We start from the raw sequence: 25,105 nt of genomic DNA on the forward strand, positions 1-25,105 counted from the left end.
CAGCCCGCACCATCAGTGGACTTATGAAATGTTCCAGAAAGGCGGAATCATGACCACCAACCCCTATGACCCCACCCCCTACGACGCCGGTTCGAGCCACGCGGCGCAGACCGGCACCTCGTCCAAGAAGGACGTCGCGGCGGAGCAGGGCAAGGCCGAGGCGAACCAGCTGAAGCACGAGGCCGCCGGCTCCGGCCAGCGCGTCAAGGAGACGGCGAAGGAGCAGGCCGGAGCCGTCAAGCAGGAGGCCACCGCCCAGGCGCAGAACCTCCTCGGCCAGCTCCGGAGCGACCTGGGGGACCAGGTGGCCCCCCAGCAGGAGCGCATCGCCTCGAGCGTCCGCTCCGTCAGCGACGAGATCAACGCCCTGTCCCGCGGTGAGAAGCCCGAGACGGACTTCGTCACGGGTCTGCTCGGCAGCGTCTCCGGGCGCGTCGACTCCGTGGCCTCCTCCTTGGAGAACAAGGACGCCCAGGACCTGTTGCAGGACGTCCGCCGGTTCGCGGCGCGTCGCCCCGGGACCTTCCTGGCCCTGGCCGCCGGCATCGGGCTCCTCGCCGGTCGCGCCACCCGCGGCGTCAAGGACAGCGACGAGATCGCGACCGACCGCCAGGGCGCCAAGGAGTACTTCGGCGTCTCCGGCCGGCAGGACCAGGGCACCGCGGCCGGGACGGGCGTCGCCACCGGCGCCGTCTACGACCAGGGCTACGACCGCAACCTCACGGCGACCGAGACCTCGGGCTACACCCCGGCCGACCCCTACGCCTACCGCTCCGACGAGCAGGGCGAGGCGGCCCGCACCTACACCGACCGCGTGCCCGGCACCGTCTACCCGGACCAGGAGGGCGACCGTCGATGAGCCATCCCATTCCCCCCTCGGACGCCGAGGACAGGGCGGAGCACGAGTCGCTCGGTGAGATGTTCAAGTCGCTGAGCACCAACCTCTCCACCCTCATCCAGCAGGAGATCGCGCTCGCCAAGGCCGAGACGACGCAGGCGGTGCAGGAGGCCAAGCAGTCCGCCAAGGACACGGGCAAGGGTGCCGGCATGCTCGCCGGGGCCGGCGTGGCCGGTCACTTCGTCCTGCTTTTCCTGTCCCTCGCGCTCATGTGGGGACTCAGCAACCTCGTGGGCCTGGCCTGGTCCTCGGTCATCGTGGCCGTGCTCTGGGCCGTCATCGCCGGCATCCTCGCCGCGATGGGCAAGAAGAACCTCAACGAGGGCAAGCGGGAGATGACCGAGGCGACCCAGGATCCGCTGCCCCTCACCCGCGAGACCGTCTCCGAGATCCCGGACACCGTGAAGCCCTCCAAGAAGGAGAACCGATGAGCCAGCAGAACCCCGAACAGATCCGCGCCGACATCGAGGCCACCCGCGCTCGGCTCGGCTCCGACGTCGACGCCGTCGCGGAGAAGGTGACGCCCGAGCGCGTCGTCGAGCGGCAGAAGGACAAGGTCCGCGGCAAGGTCCAGGACACCGTGCACGGAGTGAGGGAGCGAGTCATGGGTTCTTCCGACGACGAGTTCACGGTGGGCGGCTACTCCACCGGTGACGTCAGGGACGAGGCGGCGTACCGCGCCGACCAGGCCCGCGGCGCCGTGCAGAACGCCCCGGCCACGGCCAGGGCGAAGACCCGGGGCAACCCGCTGGCCGCCGGTCTGATCGCCCTCGGCGCCGGCTGGCTCGTCGGCTCGCTGCTGCCCTCCACGCAGAAGGAGCAGGAGCTCGTCGCCGACGCGGCGGACCGGGTGCAGCCCCACGCCCAGCACGCGGTCGAGTCCGCGAAGGGCGCGGCGCAGGAGGTCGCCCAGGACCTGAAGGAGCCGGCCCAGGAGGCCGCGCAGTCCGTCAAGGAGACCGCGCAGTCGGGCGCCCAGGAGGTCAAGCAGCAGGGCCAGAGCGAGGCCCAGCACCTGAAGTCCTCCGCCCAGGACTCGGCGCAGTCCGTCAAGGACGAGACGAAGAACGCCTGATCCGCGCCCGGCCGCACCCCGGCCGGGAGCCGGTGACGCACCGGGCACGACGAGGCCCCCGGACCGTCGGTCCGGGGGCCTCGTCGTGCCCGGGGAGCGGTCAGCGGGCCCGGGCGGCCTGCCCGAGGAGCCCCGGGAAGTAGCCGGAGAGGTAGCCGCGCTCGGTCGGGTGCAGGTTGTGGCTGCCGGCGTCGGGGCCGAAGAGGATCCACGGGTCCGCCGAGCCGACGCCGTGGCCGCGGAAGCGGTCGGTGACGTCCACGAAGACGGCGCCCTCCTCCTCCACGCCGGCCGCGAGAGCCGCGTTGAGCTCGTCGGTCCAGTCGTTGAGCTGGGCGGCCCGCTCGGCGGAGATCAGCGGGCTGTCCGCGCGGTCGTCGAAGAGGTGCGGATAGCCCAGCACCACGATGCGCGCGTCCGACGCCGCGTCGACGGCCGCGACGGTCTTGCCCGCGGAGGCGGCGGCGGACGCGATGAGCGCGGGGGCCTCCGCGAGCTTGGCGTCGCACGGCGCCGGACCGTAGGCGGCCTCGGCGGGGGCGCTGCACGCCTCGATGAACCCGCCCCACCCGATGTCGTTGCCCCCCAGGGTCAGTGTCACCAGGTCGGCCGAGTCGAGGGCGTCGGCGACCGGCTCCGTGGCGACGAGCTTCCGCACATGGTGCGTCTCGTAGCCGGCGCACGCCGCGTCCAGGGTCACCTCGATCCGGGGGTGCGCGTCCAGCTTGTCGACGTGGTCCCGTCCCGTGCCCTGGACGCAGCCGGGAACGCCCTCGACCGCCTGGAGCCCGCCCGTGCCGAAGGCCGCGGAGTAGGAGTCGCCGAGGTTGACGACCTCGACGGTGCGCGGGGCCGCGGCGGCGGGGGAGGCGGCCGCGCCCGAGAGGGCGAGCGCCGCGGCCAGGGCGGTGACGGTGCGTCGGGCGATGATTGAGGACATGGCGGGGACCTTTCGGGGGGCGGTGGCGCCTCCCGGGGGCGGCGCCGTGACGGCGGACGCCGGTGACTCCCTGAATTTACAGTCGCGACGCGGCGGAGGGAAGGTCTGTCCCGGCGTCCTGACCCCAGGACCCGGCCAGGAGCTCGAGGGAGCGCAGCACCTGCTCCTGGGTGGGGGACGCGGGGGCGATCATGAGCTCGTCGGCGTCCGCCGTGGCCGCGAAGTCCTCCAGGGCGGACCGGACCTCGTCGCCCGTGCCCGCGGCCGACCAGTGCAGCATGTGCAGGATCTGCTGCCCGGCGGGGCTGTCCATCACCATGTCCAGCTCGGCCTCGCTCAGCTCGCGGCCGCGGCCCACCATGGCGCGCACCCGTTCGCGCCGGGCGGTCCCGAGCTGCTCGGCGGCGTCCTTGGTGGTGTCCGCGGCGATGACGTTGACGGCCGCGACGACGTACGGCTCCGCGAGCTGCTCGGAGGGACGGAACCCGGCGCGGTAGGCGGCCACGGCGTCCACGAGCGCGTCGGGGGCGAAGTGGGAGGCGAAGGCGTAGGGCAGCCCGTAGGCGGCGGCGAGCTGGGCGCCGAACAGCGAGGAGCCCAGGATCGTGAGGGGCACGTCCGTCCCGGCGCCCGGCACGGCGCTGACCCCCGGGACGATCGAGCGGCCGCTGAGATAGCCCTGCAGCTCGCGGACGTCCTGCGGGAACTGCTCGGCGGCGGAGGGGTCCCGGCGCATGGCCCGCACCGTCCGCAGGTCCGTGCCGGGGGCCCGGCCCAGGCCCAGGTCGATCCGTCCGGGGTGCAGCTCGGCGAGCGTGCCGAACTGCTCCGCGATCACGAGGGGGGAGTGGTTGGGCAGCATGACGCCGCCCGCGCCCAACCTGACGGTGGAGGTGTGCGCGGCGACGTGGGCGATCAGCACGGCCGGGGCCGAGGAGGCGATCGTGGGCATGTTGTGGTGCTCCGAGTACCAGACCCGCAGGTACCCCAGGCGCTCGGCGTGCTGGGCGAGGCGCACGGAGTCGGCGAAGCTCTCGCCCACGGACGCGCCCTTGCGGACGGTGGCGAAGTCGATGACGGACAGGGGCAGCGGCACGGCGGACCTTTCACGGTGATCGGGAGACCCTCCACGCTACTCCTCTCCGCCCGGGACCGCCGTGGCGGGGCGCACACCGGTGCCGCCGCCCGCGGTGCCGGTGCGCGGTGTCGGCGGTCGCGGCTACGCTCGGCAGCATGATCGACCCCTCGACCCCGTTCTCGGCGCCCGAGCTGTTCGAGCTGCCCCGGGAGCGCGCGGAGATCGCCCCCGGCGCCGTCCACGTGCCGGGGTGGCTCGGGCCCGAGGAGCAGCGGGACCTGGTGCTCCGCTGCCGGGAGTGGGCCGTGGGCCCGGTGCCCATGCGGCACATGGTGCTCCCGGGCGGCGGCCGGATGTCGGTGCGCTCCACGACCCTGGGCTGGGACTGGGCGCCCTACCGCTATCTTCGCACCGGGGAGCGCAAGCGGGCACCGGACATGCCCCCGTGGCTGACCGAGCTGGGCCGCCGGGCCGCCCGGGAGGCCTACGGCCCCGGCAGCCCGGACGCGCAGGACTACCGGCCGGACACCGCCCTGGTGAACTTCTACGACGCGGACGCCCGGATGGGCATGCACCAGGACAGGGACGAGGCCTCCGCCGCGCCGATCGTCTCCCTCTCGCTCGGGGACACCTGCGTCTTCCGCTTCGGGAACACGCAGACCCGCTCGGCGCCGTACCGGGACGTGGAGCTGCGCAGCGGCGACCTCTTCGTCTTCGGCGGACCCTCCCGCTACGCGTTCCACGGGGTGCCGCGCATCCGCCCCGGCACGGGGGCGGCCGCGCTGGGCATGAAGGGCGGGCGGCTGAACCTGACCCTCCGGATGACGGGACGGTCCCGGCCGGAGCGCTGAGTCCCCGTGCCAGACTGGCGGGATGGAGCTCCCCGATCCCGCACCGGCCCACCTGATCGACCCGGCGGCGCCGGACGCCGAGGACGTCGGCGCCTACCGCCTGCTCGCCGCGGACATCGCCTCCGGCGTGGCGGTCGTGGCCGCCCGGCACCGGCGGCGGGACGTCGCCGCGACCGTGACCGGGTTCCTCGACGTCTCCTACGACCCGCCCACCATGCTCGTGAGCCTCTTCGAGGAGGGGCGGATCTGCGACGCGGTGGAGTCCTCCGGCGCGTGGACGCTCTCCGTGCTGCGCCGGGACCAGGAGGGCGTCGCCAACTGGCTCGCGAGCCCCGGCAATCCGGTCGAGGGCCTGCTGGACGGCGTGCCCTTCCGGCGCGCGCCGCGCTCGGGGGCGCCCGTCCTGGACGGGGCGCTCGCGTGGTTCGAGCTCTCCACCGTGGCCGTGCACACCGCCGCGACGCACCGGGTCGTCGTCGGCGAGGTGACCGCGATGGGCCGCGGAGTCGCGGAGGCCCGGGCCGACGACCCGCTGGTGCACTACGCCCGCGGCTACCGGGGCCTGACCCGGTGACCCGGGGGCGCCGGACACGACGACGGCCCCCGTGCAAGACTGTGACGTCGGGTTTCTCCCGCCCCGTCAGCGGCGGAATCGATTGACTTCCGCTCCGGTTCCGGACGTAGCGTGGACCGGTGGGGCCGCCCGGCGGCACCGTTCCCACGGCTCTCCACGGAAGGACACTCATGGCGGCCCAGCACCACGAACGCCGGCCTCGTCGGGGGCACGGCGACGACGCGCCGGCCGGCGGCGCACCGGAGCAGAGCCCTGCGCGGACGCCCGAGCGGACGGCGGAGGAGCCGCGGCTGAGCGCGGTCCCGCGGCCCGGCCCCCCGGCCGAGCGCGCGGCCGCGTCGGTCGCCGACCTCGAGGTCCCGGCAGACCACCTCCAGGACCTGGAGCACGTGGGCGAGGCGTTCAAGGCGGCCTTCGCCCACCACCCCGCGGGGGTCGCGATCATCACCGCGCGGGGCCCCGAGGGGCCGGTGGGCCTGACGGCGTCCTCGGTGTCCTCCGTGTCGGCCGTGCCGCCGATCCTCGGCTTCTCCCTGCAGGCCCGTCAGGGCTCGGCCGCGCTGCTGGCCGAGGCCGACTCCTTCCTGGTGCACCTGCTGGACGCCGAGAACCTCGACCTCGCCCGGTCCTTCGCCGTCTCCGGGGCGCCGCGCTTCGGGGCGGACATGCCCTGGGAGTACCTGGAGACGGGGGAGCCCCGGCTGCTCAACGTCGCCCGGGTCCTGCGCGCGGTCCCGCTGGCCCGGATCAAGGCCGGGCCCGCCCTCGTGTTCAACGCCGCCGTGGTCGACGTCCTCGGCCACGAGGGCACGGGCGTCCCCCTCGTCTACCACCGCCGCCGGTTCCACGAGCTCAACGACCGCTCCGCCCTGGACCCCGAGGCCTGAATGTCCGGGGGCGGCCCCCGGGAACCCGGAAGAACTTCGGACTTTGTTGTTGACACATCACCAAGGCGCTCCTAGAGTAGTTGACGAAGCAACAACCTGCTCGCCACCGATCCCCAAGGAGAACACCATGTCCCAGCTCAACGGTCTCGTCCCCGGTTCCTGGACCTTCGACCCCGCCCACTCCGAGGTCGGCTTCACCGTCCGCCACGCCGGCATCTCCAAGGTGCGCGGCACCTTCGGCGAGGTCGACGCGCAGCTCGAGGTCACCGACCCGGTCGAGAGCTCGACCCTGAACGCCACGGTCCAGATGGCGAGCATCGACACCAAGAACGCCGACCGCGACGCCCACGTGCGCAGCGCCGACTTCTTCGCGGTCGAGGAGCACCCCACGATGACCTTCACCTCGACCGCCGTGGCCTTCGACGGCGAGGAGGGCACGATCACCGGTGAGCTGACCATCAAGGACGTGACCCGCACCGTCGAGCTCGCCACCGACTTCAGCGGCGTGGTCGTCGACGCCTTCGGCGTGACCCGCGCCGGCTTCTCCGCCGAGACCACCATCTCCCGCAAGGACTTCGGCATCACCTGGAACGCCGCGATGGAGGCCGGCGGGGTCCTCGTCTCCGACAAGGTCGTCATCAGCCTCGACGTGGCGTTCACCGCGCCGCAGAACGACCCCGAGGAGACCGTCGAGGGCCAGGAGGCCGCCTCGGCCCAGGCCTGATCCCCGACGGGCGCGCACGGGAGCGGTGCCGCGGGCCGGTGCGGCTAGCGGAGCTGCTGCACCAGGAACCAGATCGCGGGACCCGCGACCAGCAGCAGCAGCGCCCACCGGCGCAGCCGCACCTCGAACGTGGCGGCGTTGAACCGCCGCCCGTCCTTCGGCCGGGACTCGGCGATCTCGTCCTCGAGCGGCTTGGGGGAGGGCTCCTGCGACTCCTCGTGCGGGTCCTGGTGCGGGTCCTCGGGGCCGGTGCCGGCAGGGGGCACCGAGGTCACCGCCACTTCGTGGTCATGATCAGCCCCACCATCATCAGGGCCAGGCCCACCCCGATGTTCCACGTGCCGATCCCGGGCACGGGATAGGTGCCCTGGAAGAGGTAGTAGACGATGAGCCACAGCAGCCCGGCCACCAGCAGGCCCAGCATGATGGCCTTGTACCAGGTGGGCGTCGGGGCGTGGGTCTCCGGGGAGCCGTGCCGGGAGCGCTCGGTGAGCTCCTGCGCCACCGCGTTCGCGGCGGCCTCCGGGTCGAACGCGGTGGAGCCGCCGGGCAGCCCCTCCGCCGCCAGCCGCGCCAGCTCCGCGTCGACGGGCGGGGCGGCGGCCGGCGTCGACCGTCCGGAGCCGCCCGGACGGCGGGCCGGCTTCTTGCGGCGGTTCTTGGACTCGGGCACTGATCCTCCTGATCACCAAGCGGGCCGTCTTCACGGCGGGGGGTCCGGTGCACCAGTCTAGCCGCCCGGTGCGCGCCCTCCTGCGGACGCGTAAGCTGGACGGGCGCACGCGCCGAGAGGCACCCCACTCCCAGGAGATCCTGTGACCGTCAAGATCCTCGTCGTGGACAACTACGACAGCTTCGTCTACACCCTCGTCGGCTACCTCGAGCAGCTCGGTGCGAAGACCACGGTCATCCGCAACGACGACCTCGACGAGACCGCCGCGTGCGCGCTCGCCGACGAGCACCAGGGCGTCCTCCTCTCGCCCGGCCCGGGCGCTCCCGCCGACGCCGGCGTGTGCACCGCCCTGATCCGCCACGCCGAGCGGACGGGGCAGCCGCTGCTCGGCGTCTGCCTCGGCCACCAGGCCCTCGCGGAGGCGTACGGGGGAACCGTCACCCACGCCGAGGAGCTCATGCACGGGAAGACCTCCCGGGTGGAGCACAACGGCACGAGCGTCTTCGGCGCCGTGCCCAGTCCGTTCACCGCGACCCGCTACCACTCGCTCGCCGTCGTGGACCAGTCCGTGCCCGACGTCCTCGAGGTCACCGCCCGCACCCCGAACGGGGTGATCATGGGGCTGCGCCACAAGAGCGCCCCGCTGCACGGGCTGCAGTTCCACCCGGAGTCCGTCCTCACCGAGGGCGGCTACCTCATGCTCGGCAACTGGCTCGAGCTCGTAGGGCTCAAGGGCGCGGCGCGGGCCGCCATGTCGCTGTCCCCGCTGATCGCCGTCTGACCCTCGGCCGCCGGCCCGGACGTCAGTCGCGCCGGGGCCCTCGGTCCGCGCCCTGCTCGAGCGCTTCGCGGGCCCGGTCGGCCGCCTGCTGGGGGATCCCGTCCTGCTCGTCGTCGTCGCGCGCCTCGGTCTCGGGGGAGTCCTCCGGGGACGTCTCGGCGGAGTCGTCCGGGGTGCTGCCGGGCTCGGACTCCTCCTCCTCCGGTGCGGCGGTCTCCTCGGCCTCCTCCTCGTCCTCGGTCGCCTCCGGGGAGGGGGACGGGGTGGGCGAGGGGCTCGGCTCCGGAGCGGGCTCGGGCTCCGGGGCGACCGCCACGGTGAGCGTGATCGTCGAGCCCTGCGGCGCGGACTGTCCGGCGTCGACGCTCTGGTCCACGACCTGCCCGGCGGGCACTCCGGCCCGGGGGGTGGTGACGACCTCGGACGAGAGGCGGACCGCGTCCGCGCCGAGGGCCGCGACCGCCTCCTGCCGGCTCAGGCCCACGAGCTGCGGCACGGTCACCCGCCCCGTGGACAGCACGAGCTGCACCTCCGAGCCGCTCGGAACGGTGGTCCCGCCGGCCGGGTCGGTGGCGACCAGCATCCCCTGGGGCACCCACGGGCTGTTCGCCGTGCGGGTCGCCCCGGCCTCGAGCCCGGCGGCCTCCAGGGCGTCCCGCACGTCCTCCTCGGACCGGCCCGCGAGGTCGTCGGGGACCTCCACCTCGGCGGGCCCCCGCGAGACCGCGAGGACCACGGCGGAGCCCTCCTCGACCTGTGTGTCGGCCGTGGGATCGGTGCCCACGGCGTCGCCCTCGGGCACCTCGTCGTCGAAGACCTCCTCGCGCTGCGGCACGAGCTCCGCGTTGCGCAGCGCCGTCTCGGCCACCGCCGCGTCCATCCCCGCCACGTAGGGGACGGCGACGAGCGCGGGTCCGCCGCGCTGGTCCTGGACCCACTGGAGGGCCACGACCCCGAGGACGGCGAGGACCGCGAGGGCGAGCAGGCCGATCAGCGCCGCGCGCAGCGGTCGCCGTCGGCGGTCCCGCGCAGGGGTCGAGCCGCTGCCGGGGTCGTCCGCCGGCACCGGCGCCGCGGCGACCGCCGTGCCCGCCGCCGTCGGCGGAGCGGCCGCCCCGGCGGGCACGGGGACGGGCGGGAGGGTCTTGGTGTCCTCGTCCCGCTGCCGCACCGCGTGCAGGGGCTGGGTGGCCTCCAGGTCCCCCGGCACCGCGGGGCGCAGCTCCCGCAGCGCCCGGCGCATCTGCCCGGCGTCCTGGAAGCGGGCGGAGCGGTCCTTGGCGAGGGCCTTCGCCAGGAAGTCGTCGACGCGCCCGCCGAGCCGCGGGTCCAGCTCGGAGGGCGCGGGGGGATGGTCCCGGACGTGCTGGGCGGCGATGTCCACCGAGGACCCGCCCACGAACGGCGCCCGGCCCGTGAGCATCTCGAAGAGCACGCACGCGGCGGAGTAGAGGTCGGAGCGGGCGTCCACGGACTCGCCCCGGGCCTGCTCCGGGGACAGGTACTGCGCGGTGCCGAGGACGGCCTGGGCCTGGGTCAGGGCCGGCGAGGTGTCCTCCACGGCCCGGGCGATGCCGAAGTCCATGACCTTGATCTGCCGCTCGGGGGTGACGATCACGTTGGCGGGCTTGATGTCCCGGTGGACGATGCCGGCCCGGTGGCTGTACTCCAGGGCGTCGAGGATGCCCAGGGTGATGTCCACGGCCTCCTGGGGCGTCACGGCGTTCTCGTGGATCAGCTCCCGCAGGGTCCGGCCGGGCACGTACTCCATCACGATGAACGGCCGGTCCACGCCCTCGTCGGTCGTCGCGAGGATCTCGCCCGTGTCGTAGACCGAGACGATCGAGTGGTGGTTCAGGGCGGCCACGGACTGGGCCTCGCGCTTGAACCGCTCGTGGAAGGTGCCGTCCCGGGCCAGTTCGGGGCGCAGCACCTTGATGGCCACCCGCCGGCCCAGCCGCAGGTCCCGCCCCAGGTGGACGGTGGCCATCCCGCCGCGGCCGATGGTCTCGCCCACCTCGTAGCGGTCGTTGATGAGGGAGGGGACGGGGTTCCGGCCCGGCACGGCTCAGCCCTCCTGGCCGGGCCCGGTCGGTGTCGCGGTGGGCGAGGGCGATCCGGTGGTGGGGGCGGTGGTGGTCTCGGGCGCCGCGGCGACCCACATCTCGATGGTGTCGCCGGGGCGGACGGTGGACCCGCCCAGGGGCTGGGTGCGCAGCACGGTCCCGGGCTCGGCGTCCTCGGTGGTCTCGTCGTAGCGGATGATGTTCACGCCCAGGAGCCGGATCTCGTCGATCAGCGGGTCGGCCGGGCGGCCGACCATCCCGGAGGGCAGCTCCACGGTGTCCGGGCCGGTCGAGTAGACCACCGTGATGGTGGTGCTCCGCGCCACCTGGCCCACGGGGTTCAGGGACAGGACGGTGTTCTGCTCCTCGTCCGCGGTGCGGCCCTGCCGCTCCACGGGGAAGCCCAGGTCGGAGAGCTCCTGCACCACCTCGTCCACCGGCCGGCCCTCGTAGCGGGCGGCGAGGACCTCCACGGTGTCCGCGCCGGGCTGCTCCGCCGCCGGGGGCGTCGGCTCGCCGGGCACCGTCGAGGTCGAGACGGTGCCCGTGGGGGAGGGCTCCTGGCTCACGGGCGCCGGCTCGCGCAGCAGGAAGAACCACAGCAGCCCCGCCACGAGGAGCAGCACCAGGAGCACCGGCAGCAGCCAGGCCCACACCGAGCGGCGCTCCCGGCGCTCCTCGGGACGGGCCGGACCGGTGCCGGGGTCCTCCCCGGGGCCCTCCCCGGGGCCCTCCGGGCCGTCGACGACGTCCAGCTCGGCGGTGATGGGCCGTGGCCCGCCGGCGGCGGCGGCTCCGGTCGCCGCGGCGGCCGCGGTGCGGTCCCGGTCCAGCACCTGCGTCGGCTCGTCGCGCACGGGCTCGAACGCCTGGGTGGCGTCGTCGTCGGGCAGGTCGAGGAAGGGGCGCATCCCCGGGACGGCCGCGACCGCCGCGTCCTCGTCCCCGCGGCGGATGGCGTCCACGGCGGTGGCCAGGGCGCCGGCCGTGGCCGGGCGGTCCTTGGGGTCCTTCGCCAGCATCGACATCAGCAGCGCCCGCACGGTCTCGGGCACGCTGTCCTTCAGCGGCGGCGGCGGGTCGTTGACCTGCGCGAGGGCGATCGCGATCTGCGACTCACCGGTGAACGGGCGGCGCCCGGCCAGGCACTCGTAGCCGATGATGCCCAGCGAGTAGATGTCCGAGGACCCCGTGGCGGTCTGACCCGTGGCCTGCTCGGGCGCGAGGTACTGGGCGGTGCCCATGACCTGCCCGGTGGCCGTGAGGGGCACCTGGTCCGCCAGGCGGGCGATGCCGAAGTCCGTGACCTTCACCCGGTTGTCCGGGGTGATGATGAGGTTGCCGGGCTTCACGTCGCGGTGCACCAGGCCCTGGGCGTGCGCGGCCGCCAGCGCCCGTGCGGTCTGCCCGATGTAGTTGAGCACGGTGTCCGGGGCGAGCGTCTTCTGCCGCTCGATGATGTTGGACAGCGGCTCGCCCGGGACCAGCTCCATCACGAGGAAGGCGGAGCCCTCCTCCTCGCCGTAGTCGAAGACGTTGGCCACCCCGGGGTGGTTCAGGAGCGCGGTGTGCCGGGCCTCGGCGCGGAAGCGCTGCAGGAAGTTCGGGTCCCCGTTGTACTCCTCCTTGAGGATCTTCACGGCCACGATCCGGCCCAGGACCCGGTCCTTGGCCTTCCACACCTCACCCATGCCGCCGATCGCGATCCGATCGGTCAGTGCGTAGCGCCCGCCCAGGACGGTGCTCGACGATGGTCTCACTTGTTCAACACCGCCTCGAAGAGTCGCTTGGCACCGGGACTGGTCAGGGAGGCGCCCGTCGCCACGTCCACGTCCTCGAAGACGACGGCGAGGGCCACCTGGGGGTCGTCGGCCGGCGCGAAGCCCGTGAACCAGGAGTCGTTGAGGCCTTCGTCCGAGCCGATCTCGGCGGTGCCCGTCTTCCCGGCCACCTCGACCCCCGGGACGGCCGCGCCGCGGGCGATGCCGTCCTCGACGACCTGCACCATCAGGTCCGAGACGGTCCCGGCGACGTCCGCGCTCGTGGAACGGCGCAGCTGCTCCGGGTTGAGCTCCTCGATCACGGACAGGTCGGCGGAGCGCACGGTGCGCACGAGCTGGGGCTTCATCTGCACGCCGTTGTTGGCGATCGTGGCGCTCATCATGGCCACCTGCAGGGGCGTGGTGCGCACGTCGTACTGGCCGATCGAGGACAGCGCGAGCTGGGCCTCGTTGAGCTCCTCGGGGAACACCGACGGGGTCACCTTGAGCGGCACCGAGAGGGGCTCCCCGTAGCCGAAGTTCCGGGCGGTCTCCCGGATCGCGTCCTCCCCGAGGTCCAGGGCGATCGAGGCGAACGGCGTGTTGCAGGACTGCTCGAGCGCGAACTCCAGGTCCGCCTCCGCACGGGCGGTGCAGCCGCCGCCCACGTAGTTGGGCAGGGTCACGTCGGTGGCGGGCAGGGGCAGCTCCTGGGGGTTCGGGATCAGGGTCTCCGTGGTGTAGTCCCCGGACTCGAGGGCGGCCACGGTGTCGATGATCTTGAACGTCGAGGCGGGGGCGTAGAGGTCACCGGCGACGGCCCGGTTGACGAGGGGCGCGTCGGGGTCCGCGTTGAGCCGTTCCGCGGCGGCGATCACGGAGCCCGAGTCGTGCGAGGCCAGCTCGTTGGGGTCGTAGCCCGGGGTGGAGACCATGGCGAGGATCGCGCCCGTCTCCGGGTCGAGGGCCACGATCGAGCCCTTCCGGCCCTCGAGCACCTCGGCCGCGGTCTGCTGCAGCACCGGGTCGATGGTGAGCTCGACCGACGCGCCCGTGGGCTGGTTCCCGGAGAACATGGAGACCACGCGGTCGTAGAACTGCTCGTCGGAGGCGCCGGAGAGCTCCTCGCCGAGGGCCGCCTCGAGCCCGGTGGCGCCGTAGACGAGGGAGAAGTAGCCCGTGAGGTGCCCGTACGTCAGCGGGTCCGCGTAGACGCGCTGGTACTCGAAGTCGTCCTCCGAGGGCACGGAGGACGCCTTCGGGTCCCCGTCCACGAGGATCGCCCCGCGGTCCGCGCCGAACTGGTCGTAGAGGCTGCGGTTGTTCCACGGGTGCGCCTCGAGGGTGCGCGCCGCGACGAACTGCACGTAGGTCAGCGCGAGGAGCAGCACGGTGAAGATCGCCACGCCGGCCACCCAGGTGTGTCGGATCGCCCGGTTCACGATGCTCCTCCGTTCTCGGTGCTCCGGGACCCGCCGGGGCCCCTGCGGTCCTTGTCGGTGAGGCGGGACATCGCCTCGGTGGGGGTGCCGCCGTGGTGGTCCGCGTCCTCGGCGTCCCGGTGCCCGTCGAGGCCCGCAGCGGCGATCGGCTCGGTGGCGGCGGTGTCGGCGGGCACCGCCGGGCCGCGGGCCGTGTCGGCCCCGGTGCCCCGCCCTCCGGCGGCGCGGTCCACCCCGTCCGCCTGCCCCGCGTCCTGCTCGGGCCCGTCCGGATCCGTCCCGGGACGGCGGTCCCGGCGGCGTCCCGGGCGCTCGGCGCGCTCCTGCTCGTCGCGCCGCGCCGCCTCGCGCAGCGCGGCCTCGTGGGCGGCGATCTCGGCGAGGTCGGCCTCGGTGGCCGGACCGGTGACCACGGGCCGGCGGGCCGTGTGGGAGATCGCCAGGATGATCGCCGCGATGATCCAGTTGGACAGCAGCGAGGAGCCGCCCGCGGACATGAACGGGGTGGTCAGCCCGGTCAGGGGGATGAGCCGGGTGACCCCGCCCACCACCACGAACAGCTGCAGCACGATGACCGCGGACAGCCCCGCCGCCAGCAGCTTGCCGAAGGAGTCACGGGTGCCCAGGGCGGCCCGGAAGCCCCGGGTGACGAACAGGAAGAACAGCACGAGCACGGCGCTCAGGCCGATGAGCCCCAGCTCCTCGCCGAACGCGGTCATGATCATGTCCGAGTTGGCGTAGGAGACGAGGTCCGGCCGGCCCTGGCCGAGCCCCTGCCCGAAGAGCCCGCCGGAGGAGAGCCCGAACAGGCCCTGGACGATCTGCCCGGAGCCGCCCGGGGCCCGGTTGTACACCTCCGGGTCGAACGCGTTGAGCCAGGAGTCCAGGCGTGCCGCCACGTGGCCGAAGGTCTGGCTCGCGAAGAACCCTCCGACGGCCACGAGCAGCAGCCCGATGACGATCCAGCTGAGCCGGCTCGTGGCGAGGTAGATCATGGCCAGGAAGAGGCCGAAGAACAGGATCGCGGAGCCGAGGTCCCGCTGGAACACCAGCACGCCGATCGCGATGATCCACGCCGCGAACATCGGCGCCATGTCCCGGAACCGCGGCAGGCGCACGGGGCCGATCTTCTTGCCGGCCAGCAGGATGAGGTCCCGGTTGGTCGAGAGGTAGCCGGCGAAGAAGACGGCCAGGGTGATCTTGGCGACCTCCCCGGGCTGGAAGGTGCGCCCGCCCACGGAGATCCAGATCCGGGCGCCGTTGAGCTCCAGGCCGAGACCGGGCAGGAGGGGCAGGAGCAGCAGCAGCCCGCTGAGCACCAGGCAGATGTAGGTGATCCGCCGCAGCACCCGGTGGTCCTTGAGGAACCAGAGCACCAGGCAAGCGGCGGTCATGGCGAAGGCCGTCCACACCACCTGGGAGCCCGCGGCCGTCTGGTCCGTGGTGAGGTCGATCCGGTGGATCATGGCGATGCCCAGCCCGTTGAGGGCCACCACGATCGGCAGGACATAGGGGTCCGCGTACTTGGCCCGCAGCCGCAGCACCACGTGCAGGACCAGCGCGCCGATGCCCAGGACCAGCCCGGAGACGAGGAGGTGCGGGTCCCCCGAGCCCACCTGGTCGGGGTCCACGAGGACGTTCGCGCCCACTCCGATGCCCACGGCGAGCACGAGCAGGAGCAGCTCGGTGAGCCGCCGCGGCTTCTGGCGGGGCTCGGCCTGCTCCTCCCGGGGGGAGGTCGCGGCGGGGGCGCTCATCCGTCACCCCCGGGAGAGGCCGCGGGCGAGGGGGTGGGCGAGGCGGTGGGGGAGGCGGTGGCCCGCTGGACGGTGCCCGTCGGGCGCGGCTCCGGGCCGGGCGTCTCCTCGGGCACGGACTCGCGCAGCTCGCCCACGATCCGCTCCGCCTCCTCGAGGCTGCCGGCGGGGATGGCGTTGCGGACCCGTTCCTGGGCGAAGCCCGGGAGGTCCTCGACCCGCAGGTCCGTGGCGCGCTCGAGGTCGCTGAGGCTCACGGGCCCCAGCGACTGCGAGACGCCGTTGTAGATCGCCACGTTGCCCTGCTGCTCGCCGACGTAGTACTGCGAGCTGATCCAGCCGCTCGTCAGCCAGCCCCCGGCCACGAGCAGCAGCCCTGCCGTGGCCAGCGCGAGCACGGCCACGGCGCGCCGGTGGCGGCGCCGGCGCGGGGACGGGACGGTGGCGTCGGCCCGGTGCAGCGCCGACTCGACGTCCCGCGGATCGGCCAGCGTGTCCGGGGCGGAGGTCTGCAGGAGGGTCGCGCGGCGCTCCAGGACGCTGTCGCTCACGGTGGGGATGCGCCCGGTCTGGGTGGCGTTGGCGGCGGCGCCCACCAACAGGTGGGGGCGCGCGGCGAGGTCGCGGCGCAGCGCGGCCGCCGAGGACTCGGCCTCGGCGGTCCCCTGCGTCCCGGCGTCCCCGGTGATCTCGTCCGAGGTGCGGGCGAACTCCGGGTCCGGGACGGCGCCGCGGGCCTCGCCGGCCTGCGGCACGGGGGCGGTGTCGTCGGTCTCGAAGACCTGGACGACCACCACGGTCACGTTGTCGGGGGCCCCGCGGTCCAGGGTCAGCTCCACGAGCGTGTCCACAATCTGGTTGAGGTCGTCGGTGGAGCCCAGCACCGAGTGGATGGTCTCCGGGCGGACCACGGCGTTGAGCCCGTCGGAGCACAGCAGCCAGCGCTCGCCGCGCTCCGGGCGGAGGGTCTCCACGTCGATCTCGGGGGAGGCGTCGACGTCCCCGAGCACGCGCATGAGGACGTTCTTGTGCGGGTGGGACTCGGCCTCGTCCGGGCGCAGCCGGCCCTCGTCGATGAGCCGCTGGACGAAGGTGTGGTCCTTGGTGACCTGGCGGAACTCGTCGCCCCGCAGCCGGTACGCGCGGGAGTCCCCGATGTGGGCCACGACGAGCTCGTCCTGGTCCGCGAGCAGGGCCGTGACGGTGGTGCCCATGCCGCCCAGGCGGGCGTTGCCCAGGACCAGCTTGGCGAGGTTCTGGTTGGCGTTCTGGATCTCGTCCGTGAGCACGGTGGCGCCGTCGCCGTGGTGGTCCGGGCGGTCGAGGCTCGTGAGGTCCATGACCGCGGAGGCCGAGGCGACGTCCCCGCCCACGTGCCCGCCCATGCCGTCGGCGACCACGGCGAGGTGACGGCCCGCGTAGGCGGAGTCGTCGTTCTTCGAGCGGACCCGGCCCACGTCGGAGCGCGCCGCGTAGCGGAAGGCGATCGCCATGCGTCAGGACCTCAGTTCCAGGACGGTCTTGCCCACCCGGAACGGGGTCCCGGGGTCGAGCGGCACGGCCCGGGAGAGGCGCTGCTGGCCGACGAAGGTGCCGTTGGTGGAACCGAGGTCCTCGAGGAACCAGCGGGAGCCCTGCGGGAACAGCCGGGCGTGGCGCCCCGAGGCGTAGTCGTCGCCGAGGGGCACGGTGGCCTCGGGGGAGCGGCCCAGCAGCACCGGGGCGTTGCCCAGCGGGTAGCTGCGGCCGCGGAGCGGGCCGTCGAGGACGACCAGGGTCTGAGGGCGGGAGCGCTGCCCGGTGCTGGGGCCCGCGGCGGGCGGCACCGGGTCCTCCACGGCGCCCCGGCGCTCGGCGCGGGACCTCGTGAGCACCGCCGGGAGCTTCCCGCCGACCGCCAGGTCACGCCCCTGGCTGGCGACGATGCTGAAGATGAAGATCCAGAGCAGCGCCAGGAAGCCGAAGCGGAGCAGGGTGACGGTGAGTTCGGACATTCAGCGGTTCCCCTTCGGGGTCAGGAGGCGGAACGTGATCCTGGTCCGACCCATGGTGATCACGGAGCCGTTGACCAGCTCGGTGCGGCCGATCACCCGCTCCCCGTCCACGTAGGAACCGTTGGTGGAGCCGAGGTCCACGGCCACGAAGTGCTCGCCCTGCCGCCGGATCTCGAGGTGCTTGCGGGACACGCCGGTGTCCTCCACGGTGATGTCCGCCTCGGCGGAGCGGCCCAGCACGATCGAGTCCGCGTTGAGGGAGTAGCGCGCGCCGTCGACGTCGAGCACCGGGATCCAGTGCGGCGCGGGCACGGAGCGCGTCGGCTCCCCCTCGTCCTCCTCCCGGCGGTGGCCGCGGGCGATCCGCTGCCCGCTCGGGGTGGCGGGGGTGTTGGGGGACTCGGCGGTGCGCTGGGCCGAGGAGTGGACGCGGAACTCGCCGGCCTCCACCTCCGGGTTGCGGGTGAAGGACACCTTCACCGCCCCCTGGAGCGTGTAGGCCTGGCTGCGGGCGTGCTTGATGACGACGTCGCACAGCTCCTCCGCGAGCGGCGTGCCCCAGTCCTGGGCGCGCGGGAAGTCCTCGTCCGAGAACTCCACGACGAAGACGTTGGGGGCCATGGTGCGGCCGGCGGAGATCGTGAACGCCTCCTGGTCGAGCTCCCGCCGGAGGGCACTGGCGATCTCGACGGCCTCCACCCGCTTCCGGGAGCCGGTGGAGAAGGTGGCGCGGACGGCCTTCTCGATGTTCTTCTCGAGGCTCTCGAGGAATCCCATGCCGCCTCCTTCCTGGCGTCGATCACGGTGCGCATGCACCCGGTCCCGGGTCAGGCGTTCTCCAGGATAGTAGACGCGACGCCTGTGAGCCCGGTGGGGGGTCCGCGCCGGGCGGGTCAGCGCCCCGGTCACGTCCTTGCCAGGGGGTCCGCAGGGGAGAAGAATCCCGGGTATGAAGCACACTGACCGAAGGCACCTGTCCCTGGCGGCGCTCGCCCTCTCCGCCCTGCTCCTCACGGGCTGCGGCGGCGACGGGGGTGACGGCGGCGCCGGAGGGGACGGCACCACCGCCCCGGCGGAGACCGGCGCCCCGGCCGACACCGCCACCCCCGACGACAGCGCGAGCCCGGACGACACCGCCACCCCGGACGACAGCGCGAGCCCCGACGACAGCGCGAGCCCCGACGACGACGGCACCGCCACGGCCTCCGGCTCGGCCTCGCCCTCGGAGAGCCCCGGCGACGACGCCACCGGCGGGTCCGGCGGCGAGGCGGCCGTCGTGGCCTCCGCGGTCGCCGCGGCCGAGGACGCGGTGGGCGGTGACGCCCAGGCCTTCGAGATCGGACGGGAGGACAGCCCGGCCAGCTGGGAGATCACCGTCGCCGCCGACGACCGCGAGCACCAGGTGTACGTCTCGCAGGACGGCGAGGACGTGATCAGCCAGGAGGAGGAGGGCGGCCTCGACAGCGACGACGGCGAGAAGCTCGCCCAGGTCCGGGTGCCCCTCGACGAGGGGCTGGCCACGGCGCTGGAGACGGTCAACGGCACGGTCGACGAGGCGCAGCTCGAGACGGAGGACGGCACGACCGTGTGGGAGGTCGAGATCGACGAGCCGGACGGCAACTCCGTGGACGTGTTCGTCAACGTCGAGGACGGCTCCGTGCTGAAGATCGACCGCTGACCCCGTGGTCGCGGACCCCGGCCGCACGGAGCGCCGCCGGCTGCGGCTGACGTTCCTGGGCCTGCTCATGGCGGTCCTGCTGGCCGCCCTCGACCAGACGATCGTGGCCACGGCGCTGCCCTCGATCGTCGGGGACCTGGACGGGCTCGACCGGATCTCCTGGGTGGTCACGGCGTACGTGCTCGCCGCCACCGTGGGCCTGCCGGTCTACGGGAAGCTGGGCGACCTCTACGGGCGCAAGCGGATCTTCCTGCTGGCCGTCGTGGTCTTCCTGCTCGGCTCCGTGCTCTCGGGCGCCGCCCAGGACATGACGCAGCTCATCGTCCTCCGCGCGCTGCAGGGCCTGGGCGGCGGCGGCCTCCTGATCGGGGCGCAGGCGATCATCGCGGACCTCGTGCCGGCCCGCGAGCGCGGCCGGTACATGGGCGTGATCGGGGCGGCCTTCGGTCTCGCCTCGGTGAGCGGGCCGCTGGTCGGGGGGTTCCTCACGGACCTCGTGAGCTGGCGGTGGGTGTTCTACATCAACCTGCCGCTGGGCCTGGTGACGCTCCTGTTCATCCCCCGCTTCCTGCACCTGCCGCACGTCCCCCGGGGACGGGTGCGCCTCGACGTGCTGGGCACGGCGCTGCTGGCGCTGGGCAGCGTGGCGTTCGTGCTCCTCACCACGTGGGCCGGCACGGCGTACGCGTGGTCGAGCCCGCGGATCCTCGGCCTCGCCGGGGCGGTCCTGGTGCTCGGCGTGCTGTTCGTGCTGGTGGAGCGCCGCGCCGCGGAGCCGATCATCCCGCTGCACCTGTTCCGCGTGCGCAACTTCGTGGTGCCCACCGCGGCGGCCGTCGGCATGGGCGTGATCATGTTCGCGACCATCACCTACCTGCCCACCTACCTGCAGATGGTCGACGGCGCCTCGGCCACCACCGCCGGCCTGATGATGATCCCCGTGACGGCCGGGATGCTCGTCGGCACGATCGGCACCGGCCGCCGCATCGCACGCACGGGGCGCTACAAGCACTGGCCCGTGCTGGGCTCCGCGGTGATGGCCGCCGGGCTCGCGCTGCTCTCGCTGATCGACGAGTCCACCCCGTACGCCCTGACGGCCGCGGGGATGGCCGTCACCGGTCTCGGCATCGGCTGCCTCATGCAGAACCTCGTCCTGATCGTGCAGAACGCGGTGCCGCCCGCGGAGCTGGGGGCCGCGACGTCGTCGTCGAACTTCTTCCGCCAGATCGGGGCGTCCTTCGGGATCGCCGTGTTCGGCTCCGTCTTCGTCGCCCGGCTCGACGACGCGCTCGGGGGCCGCGCCGTGCCCGCCCTCGACCTCGACGCCCTGAGCCCCCAGGTGCTCGCGGGACTGCCCGCCCCGGTGCAGGAGGCCGTCGCGCAGGCCTTCGCCCAGGCGCTGCCGCCGATCTTCCTGTGGGGTCTCCCGGTCGCGGCGGCGTGCCTCGTGCTGTCCCTGCTCATCGAGGAGATCCCGCTGGGCACGACCGTGCCCGCCGCGCGGGAGGAGGCGCCGGGGCCGGCCGCGGCGCCCGCCGGGGCCGAGCGCGGCGGTTCCGCTGGCTAGGCTGGTGCCGGAACCACCACCGGATGCCTCAGGAGCAGCTCATGACCGATCCGCGCCCGTTCACCACCGCCGACCTCTACGACGAGCGCGGGGAGCAGCTGATGTCCTGCCCGCGCCAGTTCCTCGACCTGGGCGGGACGGCCGCGTTCACCGGGCCGGTGCGCACGGTCCGCTGCTTCCAGGACAACGGCCTGGTGAAGGCCGTGCTCAACTCCCCGGGGGAGGGCGCGGTCCTCGTCGTGGACGGCCACGGCTCCATGGGCACCGCGCTCATGGGGGACATGATCGCCGAGTCCGCGGTGCGCAACGGGTGGGCCGGGGTCATCATCAACGGCCCCGTGCGGGACCGGGTCGCCCTGGCCGGGCTGCCCCTCGGGGTCAAGGCCCTGGGCTCCAACCCGCGCAAGTCCGCCAAGGACGGCGTCGGGGAGCAGGACGTGCCGGTCGTCATCGAGGGCGTGACCTTCCGCCCGGGCCGGACGGTGTGGGCCGACGAGGACGGGATCCTCGTGGAGGGCTGAGCGCTGTCCGCTCCGTCCGGCGCCGTTCAGCCGGCGCGGTGGGTGAGCCGGCCGCCGCGGTAGGTCGCGCGCACGCCGATGTGCTCCACCGACCCGCCCCGCCGGTGCACCTCGAGGGGGTTCTCCTCCAGCACCACCAGGTCCGCGAGCTTGCCCGGGGCGAGCGAGCCGATCCGGTCGAACATCCCCAGCGCCTTCGCGGCCTCGGACGTGTAGGCGGCGAGGGCCTGCAGCACGTCGAGCCGTTCCCCGGCGGGCCCGAAGCGCCGTCCGTCACCGTCGAGGCGGTCGGTCCAGGCCTGGACCGAGCGCAGCACGTCGCCGTCGGCGACCGGCCGGTCGGAGCTGCCCGCCAGCCGCACCCCGGCGTCCAGGAAGCTGCGGCCCCGGTAGGTCCAGTCCGTGCGCTCGGGGCCCAGGAGCCGGCGGAACTGGGCGGCCATGGGGCGCAGGAAGCCGATCTGCGGGGTCACCAAGATCCCCGCGGCCGCGAGCCGCGGCAGCTGGTCCGGGCGGGTGATGCTCGCGTGCTCGATCCGGTTGGGCAGCCGGTGGCGCCCGTGCTGGTCCTGGCAGCGGGTGATCACATCGATCGCGAAGTCGATGGCCCGGTCCCCGATCGCGTGGGCGGCCACCGACCAGCCCGCGCGGTACGCCGCGTGGATCGCCTCGGCCATCTGCTCGGGGTTCTCCTGGAAGTAGCCCGTCGAGTGGCCTCCGCAGAACGCCTCGGTCACGGCGGCGGTCTCCCCGAGCAGCGAGCCGTCCACGAACACCTTGACCGGTCCGAGCCTGAGCTCGTCGTCGCCGAAGCCGGTGCGCAGCCCGAGGTCGAGCCCGCGCTCGGAGCCGTCCCCGAGGCCGCTGATCCCGTGCAGGACGTCCAGCACGGGCATCACCTGGGCCCGGGCGTGCAGGACGCCGGCGTCCCGGGCCTGCTGGTAGGCCTGCAGCTCGGAGGGGTTGTGCCCGATCCACCCGGCGCCCACCCCCGCCTCGGCGAACGTGGTGATGCCCTCGGCGGCGTAGCGGGCGGTGGCGCGGTCGAGCGCCGCCACGATCCGGTCCACCGGGTAGGGGCGGAACAGCTCCTGCACCACGGCCTGGGCGGTCTCCTCGACCAGGCCCGTGGCGCGGCCGGTGTCGTCCCGCGCCACCCGCCCGCCCACCGGGTCCGGGGTCCCCGGGGTGAAGATCTCCGCCCGCCGCAGCGCCTCGGAGTTCACCACCGCCGCGTGGCCGGACGTGTGCCGGACGAACAGCGGCGTGCGGCCCGTGATGCGGTCGAGGACGTCGATGTCGGGCAGCGACCCGCCCACGGTGGCGGGGAGGAAGCCGGTGGCCATGAGCCACTCCTCGTCCCGCGGCTTCGCGGCCATGCCGCGCTCCAGGGCCGCGTACAGCTCGTCCAGGGATGTGCAGCCGGAGAGGTCCACCTCCGCCAGGCCGAGCCCGAACCACGCGGTGTGGCAGTGCGCGTCCACGAACCCCGGCAGCACGGTGGCCCCGCCGAGGTCCACGGTCTCGGCCGCCGGCACGTCCGGGTCGTCGAGGACCACGATCCGCCCGCCGTGCACGCCGAGGCTCGACGCCGTCGGGCGGTCCGGGTCCATGGTCAGGACCGTGGCGTTGACGAGCAGGAGGTCGAGCTGCATGGGGATCCTTTCCGCGGGAGTGACCCCATCGTGGCACCCGGGGCCCGGTCCCGCACATCGCCGCACGGCGCGGCCCGCTCCTGGCCCGGCCCTGCCCCGCCAGGCCGGGCCCGGGCCGGGAGCGGTCAGCCCAGGGCGGCGACGAGCTCCGTGGCCTGCCGGATCGCCCGCTTGGCGTCCAGCTCGGCCGCCACGTCCGCCCCGCCGATGAGGTGCACCGGTACGGCGCCGGTGTCGTGGCCGGTCCCCAGCAGCGTGTCGTGCAGCCGCCGCAGCGGCTCCTGGCCCGTGCACAGCACCACGGTGTCGACCGGCAGCACCTGCTCGACCGGCTCCGTGCCGTCGGGTCCCGGCGCGGTGAGGTGCAGCCCGTCGTCGTCGATCCGCCGGTACACGACCCCGCTCAGGGTGCGGACGCCGCCGGCCCGGAGCGAGGTCCGGTGGATCCAGCCGGTCGTGCGGCCCAGGCCGGCCCCGAGCTTGCCGGGGGAGCGCTGCAGCAGCGTCACCTCGCGCGCCGGGCGCCCGGGCCGGGGCTCGACCAGCCCGCCCCGGGCGGACAGCGTCGTGTCGACGCCCCACGCGCGGTAGAAGTCCGTGCCGGCGGAGTGCAGGAGGAACTCGGCGACGTCGAAGCCGATGCCCCCGGCGCCCAGGACCGCGACCCGGCGTCCCACGGGCGCCCCGTGCTGCAGGACGTCCCGGTAGCCCACGACCGAGGGGTGCTCCACCCCCTCGATCGCGGGCACGCGCGGTTCCACGCCGGTGGCGAGCACGAGCCGGTCGAAGCCGCGCAGGTGCCCGGGCCCGGCCTCCGTCCCGAGCCGCACCTCCACCCCCAGTTCGGCGAGCCGCACCCCGTAGTAGCGCAGCGTCTCCGCGTACTCCTCCTTGCCGGGGATGCGCAGCGCCATCAGGAACTGCCCGCCGATCCGGTCCGCCGCCTCGAAGAGGGTGACGGCGTGCCCGGCCTCCGCGGCGCCGACGGCGAAGGCCAGCCCCGCGGGGCCCGCGCCGACCACGCCGATCCGCTCGGCCCGGCGGGTGGGGCCGAGGCGCAGCAGGGTCTCGTGCCCGGCCCGCGGGTTGACCAGGCAGGACGCCGTGCGGCCCGCGAAGGTGTGGTCCAGGCACGCCTGGTTGCACGCGATGCACGTGTTGATGGTGTCCGCCCGGCCGCGCGCGGCCTTGACCACGAAGTCCGGGTCCGCGAGCAGGGGCCGGGCCAGGGACACCATGTCGGCGTCCCCGTCCGCCAGGATCCGCTCCGCGGTCTCCGGGGTGTTGATCCGGTTCACGGCGACCAGCGGGATCCCGACCTCGCCCTTGAGCCGGCGCGTCACCCAGGAGAAGCCGCCGCGGGGGACGACCGTGGCGATCGTGGGGATGCGCGCCTCGTGCCAGCCGATGCCGGTGTTGAGCAGGGTGGCGCCGGCGGCCTCGACCGCCCGGGCCAGTGCCACGACCTCCTCGAGCGTGGAGCCGCCGGGGACCAGGTCCAGCATGGAGAGCCGGTAGATGAGGACGAAGTCCGGGCCGGTGCGCTCGCGGACGCGGCGGACGATCTCCACGGGCAGGCGCATCCGGTTCGGGTAGCACCCTCCCCACTCGTCGGTGCGGTGGTTGGTCTCGGCGGCGACGAACTCGTTGATGAGGTAGCCCTCGGAGCCCATGATCTCCACGCCGTCGTAGCCGGCCTCCCGGGCGAGCGCGGCGGTGCGGGCGAAGTCCTCGATGGTCCGCTCGATCTCCTCCGCGGTGAGCTCGTGCGGCACCACGGGGCTGATGGGGGCACGCAGGGAGCTCGGGGCCACGGCGGCCGGGGCCTTGGCGTAGCGGCCGGAGTGCAGGATCTGCAGGGCGATCCTGCCGCCCTCGGCGTGCACGGCGCCGGTCACCAGGCGGTGCCGGGCCACCTCCTCGGGGGTGCGCAGGAGAGCACCCCCGGCCCGGGTGGCGCCCTCGGGGTTCGGCCCCACGCCGCCCGTGACGATGAGTCCCACCCCGCCCCGCACCCGCTCCGCGTAGAACTCCGCGAGCCGCTCGAACCCTCCGGGCAGCTCCTCGAGACCGGTGTGCATCGATCCCATGAGCACCCGGTTGGGCAGGGTGGTGAAGCCCAGGTCCAGGGGTGCGAGCAGGCGCGGATAGGGCACGGTCATCTGATACTCCTCGTCTCAGGTA

The 25,105-nt window shown here is 74.0% G+C and carries 24 protein-coding genes; 11 read left to right on the forward strand and 13 right to left on the reverse strand.

Annotated elements, in window-relative coordinates; translation table 11 throughout:
- Window positions 1-49: 49 nt before the first annotated feature.
- From ACZ2G1_RS15415 to ACZ2G1_RS15425, 3 genes are read left to right on the forward strand one after another with little or no spacing between them, the layout of a single operon-like run.
- On the forward strand, window positions 50-859 hold the full coding sequence (locus ACZ2G1_RS15415) for a hypothetical protein (RefSeq protein WP_470377116.1): 810 nt from the start codon (window positions 50-52) through the stop codon (window positions 857-859).
- A complete protein-coding gene (locus tag ACZ2G1_RS15420; protein WP_017834106.1) occupies window positions 856-1,329 on the forward strand; it encodes a phage holin family protein in 474 nt (157 codons plus the stop codon). The genes ACZ2G1_RS15415 and ACZ2G1_RS15420 overlap by 4 nt, the downstream gene beginning before the upstream one ends.
- Window positions 1,326-1,973: a DUF3618 domain-containing protein gene (locus ACZ2G1_RS15425; protein WP_470377117.1), complete on the forward strand. Its 648-nt coding sequence runs from the start codon at window positions 1,326-1,328 to the stop codon at window positions 1,971-1,973. Before ACZ2G1_RS15420 ends, ACZ2G1_RS15425 begins: the two co-directional genes overlap by 4 nt.
- A 100-nt stretch (window positions 1,974-2,073) precedes the next feature.
- Here ACZ2G1_RS15425 and ACZ2G1_RS15430 read toward each other — a convergent pair whose 3' ends face one another.
- Both ACZ2G1_RS15430 and ACZ2G1_RS15435 read right to left on the reverse strand, forming a co-directional pair.
- Complete coding sequence (locus tag ACZ2G1_RS15430; RefSeq protein WP_126346565.1) at window positions 2,074-2,913, reverse strand: GDSL-type esterase/lipase family protein; 840 nt, start codon at window positions 2,911-2,913, stop codon at window positions 2,074-2,076.
- 76 nt (window positions 2,914-2,989) lie between these two features.
- Window positions 2,990-4,009: an LLM class flavin-dependent oxidoreductase gene (locus ACZ2G1_RS15435; RefSeq protein WP_109222292.1), complete on the reverse strand. Its 1,020-nt coding sequence runs from the start codon at window positions 4,007-4,009 to the stop codon at window positions 2,990-2,992.
- A gap of 137 nt (window positions 4,010-4,146) precedes the next feature.
- Between ACZ2G1_RS15435 and ACZ2G1_RS15440 the strand changes: the two genes are divergently transcribed.
- The 4 genes from ACZ2G1_RS15440 to ACZ2G1_RS15455 all read left to right on the forward strand — a co-directional run bounded on the left by ACZ2G1_RS15440 (window position 4,147) and on the right by ACZ2G1_RS15455 (window position 7,027).
- Window positions 4,147-4,842, forward strand: a complete 696-nt coding sequence (locus ACZ2G1_RS15440) for an alpha-ketoglutarate-dependent dioxygenase AlkB family protein (protein WP_109222291.1) — start codon at window positions 4,147-4,149, stop codon at window positions 4,840-4,842.
- Window positions 4,843-4,864: 22 nt separating this feature from the next.
- The gene (locus tag ACZ2G1_RS15445; RefSeq protein ID WP_109222290.1) at window positions 4,865-5,416 is read left to right on the forward strand and encodes a flavin reductase family protein; all 552 of its coding nucleotides are present in this window, start codon (window positions 4,865-4,867) and stop codon (window positions 5,414-5,416) included.
- A gap of 170 nt (window positions 5,417-5,586) precedes the next feature.
- Complete coding sequence (locus tag ACZ2G1_RS15450) at window positions 5,587-6,303, forward strand: flavin reductase family protein (protein WP_017834100.1); 717 nt, start codon at window positions 5,587-5,589, stop codon at window positions 6,301-6,303.
- 127 nt (window positions 6,304-6,430) lie between these two features.
- Window positions 6,431-7,027, forward strand: coding sequence for a YceI family protein (locus ACZ2G1_RS15455; protein WP_017834099.1), 597 nt, complete (start codon window positions 6,431-6,433; stop codon window positions 7,025-7,027).
- A gap of 44 nt (window positions 7,028-7,071) precedes the next feature.
- Here ACZ2G1_RS15455 and ACZ2G1_RS15460 read toward each other — a convergent pair whose 3' ends face one another.
- Window positions 7,072-7,302 (reverse strand): hypothetical protein, encoded by a 231-nt coding sequence (locus ACZ2G1_RS15460; RefSeq protein WP_126346562.1) that lies wholly within the window; start codon window positions 7,300-7,302, stop codon window positions 7,072-7,074.
- The gene (locus ACZ2G1_RS15465; protein ID WP_017834097.1) at window positions 7,299-7,700 is read right to left on the reverse strand and encodes a cell division protein CrgA; all 402 of its coding nucleotides are present in this window, start codon (window positions 7,698-7,700) and stop codon (window positions 7,299-7,301) included. The genes ACZ2G1_RS15460 and ACZ2G1_RS15465 overlap by 4 nt, the downstream gene beginning before the upstream one ends.
- Before the next feature lie 142 nt (window positions 7,701-7,842).
- On the opposite strand from ACZ2G1_RS15465, the gene ACZ2G1_RS15470 reads away from it, so the two are divergent.
- Window positions 7,843-8,481, forward strand: a complete 639-nt coding sequence (locus ACZ2G1_RS15470; RefSeq protein WP_017834096.1) for an anthranilate synthase component II — start codon at window positions 7,843-7,845, stop codon at window positions 8,479-8,481.
- Window positions 8,482-8,503: 22 nt separating this feature from the next.
- Here ACZ2G1_RS15470 and pknB read toward each other — a convergent pair whose 3' ends face one another.
- The 7 genes from pknB to ACZ2G1_RS15505 are packed head-to-tail and all read right to left on the reverse strand — an operon-like array spanning window position 8,504 to window position 18,277.
- Window positions 8,504-10,546 (reverse strand): Stk1 family PASTA domain-containing Ser/Thr kinase, encoded by a 2,043-nt coding sequence (gene pknB / locus ACZ2G1_RS15475; protein ID WP_035930253.1) that lies wholly within the window; start codon window positions 10,544-10,546, stop codon window positions 8,504-8,506.
- Window positions 10,547-10,549: 3 nt separating this feature from the next.
- Complete coding sequence (locus tag ACZ2G1_RS15480; protein WP_035930249.1) at window positions 10,550-12,307, reverse strand: protein kinase domain-containing protein; 1,758 nt, start codon at window positions 12,305-12,307, stop codon at window positions 10,550-10,552.
- Complete coding sequence (locus ACZ2G1_RS15485) at window positions 12,304-13,749, reverse strand: peptidoglycan D,D-transpeptidase FtsI family protein (RefSeq protein ID WP_017834093.1); 1,446 nt, start codon at window positions 13,747-13,749, stop codon at window positions 12,304-12,306. Before ACZ2G1_RS15485 ends, ACZ2G1_RS15480 begins: the two co-directional genes overlap by 4 nt.
- Entirely contained in the window at window positions 13,746-15,506 is a 1,761-nt protein-coding gene (locus tag ACZ2G1_RS15490) for an FtsW/RodA/SpoVE family cell cycle protein (RefSeq protein ID WP_109243679.1), read from the reverse strand. The genes ACZ2G1_RS15485 and ACZ2G1_RS15490 overlap by 4 nt, the downstream gene beginning before the upstream one ends.
- The gene (locus ACZ2G1_RS15495; RefSeq protein WP_017834091.1) at window positions 15,503-16,999 is read right to left on the reverse strand and encodes a PP2C family protein-serine/threonine phosphatase; all 1,497 of its coding nucleotides are present in this window, start codon (window positions 16,997-16,999) and stop codon (window positions 15,503-15,505) included. Before ACZ2G1_RS15495 ends, ACZ2G1_RS15490 begins: the two co-directional genes overlap by 4 nt.
- 3 nt (window positions 17,000-17,002) lie before the next feature.
- Window positions 17,003-17,500 carry an FHA domain-containing protein FhaB/FipA gene (locus ACZ2G1_RS15500; protein ID WP_017834090.1) on the reverse strand — a complete coding sequence of 166 codons (498 nt, stop codon included), beginning with the start codon at window positions 17,498-17,500 and terminating at the stop codon, window positions 17,003-17,005.
- Window positions 17,501-18,277, reverse strand: coding sequence for an FhaA domain-containing protein (locus tag ACZ2G1_RS15505; protein WP_176337969.1), 777 nt, complete (start codon window positions 18,275-18,277; stop codon window positions 17,501-17,503).
- A 172-nt stretch (window positions 18,278-18,449) separates the two neighbouring features.
- Between ACZ2G1_RS15505 and ACZ2G1_RS15510 the strand changes: the two genes are divergently transcribed.
- The 3 genes from ACZ2G1_RS15510 to rraA are packed head-to-tail and all read left to right on the forward strand — an operon-like array spanning window position 18,450 to window position 21,266.
- Entirely contained in the window at window positions 18,450-19,178 is a 729-nt protein-coding gene (locus ACZ2G1_RS15510; protein WP_017834088.1) for a PepSY domain-containing protein, read from the forward strand.
- Between the two features lie 4 nt (window positions 19,179-19,182).
- Window positions 19,183-20,745 carry an MDR family MFS transporter gene (locus tag ACZ2G1_RS15515; RefSeq protein WP_368828362.1) on the forward strand — a complete coding sequence of 521 codons (1,563 nt, stop codon included), beginning with the start codon at window positions 19,183-19,185 and terminating at the stop codon, window positions 20,743-20,745.
- Window positions 20,746-20,786: 41 nt separating this feature from the next.
- A complete protein-coding gene (gene rraA, locus ACZ2G1_RS15520; RefSeq protein WP_017834086.1) occupies window positions 20,787-21,266 on the forward strand; it encodes a ribonuclease E activity regulator RraA in 480 nt (159 codons plus the stop codon).
- Between the two features lie 26 nt (window positions 21,267-21,292).
- Here rraA and ACZ2G1_RS15525 read toward each other — a convergent pair whose 3' ends face one another.
- Together ACZ2G1_RS15525 and ACZ2G1_RS15530 are read right to left on the reverse strand one after the other, a co-directional pair.
- Entirely contained in the window at window positions 21,293-22,921 is a 1,629-nt protein-coding gene (locus ACZ2G1_RS15525; RefSeq protein WP_470377118.1) for an amidohydrolase, read from the reverse strand.
- Between the two features lie 125 nt (window positions 22,922-23,046).
- Entirely contained in the window at window positions 23,047-25,083 is a 2,037-nt protein-coding gene (locus tag ACZ2G1_RS15530; RefSeq protein ID WP_017834084.1) for an NADPH-dependent 2,4-dienoyl-CoA reductase, read from the reverse strand.
- Window positions 25,084-25,105 lie beyond the last annotated feature (22 nt).

Source organism: Kocuria sp. KKT182 (assembly GCF_055635395.1).

Coding starts and splice junctions, on each gene's coding strand:
- ACZ2G1_RS15490 (WP_109243679.1), bottom strand. CDS start 15,506: ATGAGCGCCCCCGCCGCGACCTCCCCCCGGGAGGAGCAGGCCGAGCCC.
- ACZ2G1_RS15445 (WP_109222290.1), top strand. CDS start 4,865: ATGGAGCTCCCCGATCCCGCACCGGCCCACCTGATCGACCCGGCGGCG.
- ACZ2G1_RS15500 (WP_017834090.1), bottom strand. CDS start 17,500: ATGTCCGAACTCACCGTCACCCTGCTCCGCTTCGGCTTCCTGGCGCTG.
- ACZ2G1_RS15440 (WP_109222291.1), top strand. CDS start 4,147: ATGATCGACCCCTCGACCCCGTTCTCGGCGCCCGAGCTGTTCGAGCTG.
- ACZ2G1_RS15530 (WP_017834084.1), bottom strand. CDS start 25,083: ATGACCGTGCCCTATCCGCGCCTGCTCGCACCCCTGGACCTGGGCTTC.
- rraA (WP_017834086.1), top strand. CDS start 20,787: ATGACCGATCCGCGCCCGTTCACCACCGCCGACCTCTACGACGAGCGC.
- ACZ2G1_RS15425 (WP_470377117.1), top strand. CDS start 1,326: ATGAGCCAGCAGAACCCCGAACAGATCCGCGCCGACATCGAGGCCACC.
- ACZ2G1_RS15450 (WP_017834100.1), top strand. CDS start 5,587: ATGGCGGCCCAGCACCACGAACGCCGGCCTCGTCGGGGGCACGGCGAC.
- ACZ2G1_RS15495 (WP_017834091.1), bottom strand. CDS start 16,999: ATGGCGATCGCCTTCCGCTACGCGGCGCGCTCCGACGTGGGCCGGGTC.
- ACZ2G1_RS15505 (WP_176337969.1), bottom strand. CDS start 18,277: ATGGGATTCCTCGAGAGCCTCGAGAAGAACATCGAGAAGGCCGTCCGC.
- ACZ2G1_RS15455 (WP_017834099.1), top strand. CDS start 6,431: ATGTCCCAGCTCAACGGTCTCGTCCCCGGTTCCTGGACCTTCGACCCC.
- ACZ2G1_RS15415 (WP_470377116.1), top strand. CDS start 50: ATGACCACCAACCCCTATGACCCCACCCCCTACGACGCCGGTTCGAGC.
- ACZ2G1_RS15525 (WP_470377118.1), bottom strand. CDS start 22,921: ATGCAGCTCGACCTCCTGCTCGTCAACGCCACGGTCCTGACCATGGAC.
- ACZ2G1_RS15510 (WP_017834088.1), top strand. CDS start 18,450: ATGAAGCACACTGACCGAAGGCACCTGTCCCTGGCGGCGCTCGCCCTC.
- ACZ2G1_RS15430 (WP_126346565.1), bottom strand. CDS start 2,913: ATGTCCTCAATCATCGCCCGACGCACCGTCACCGCCCTGGCCGCGGCG.
- ACZ2G1_RS15420 (WP_017834106.1), top strand. CDS start 856: ATGAGCCATCCCATTCCCCCCTCGGACGCCGAGGACAGGGCGGAGCAC.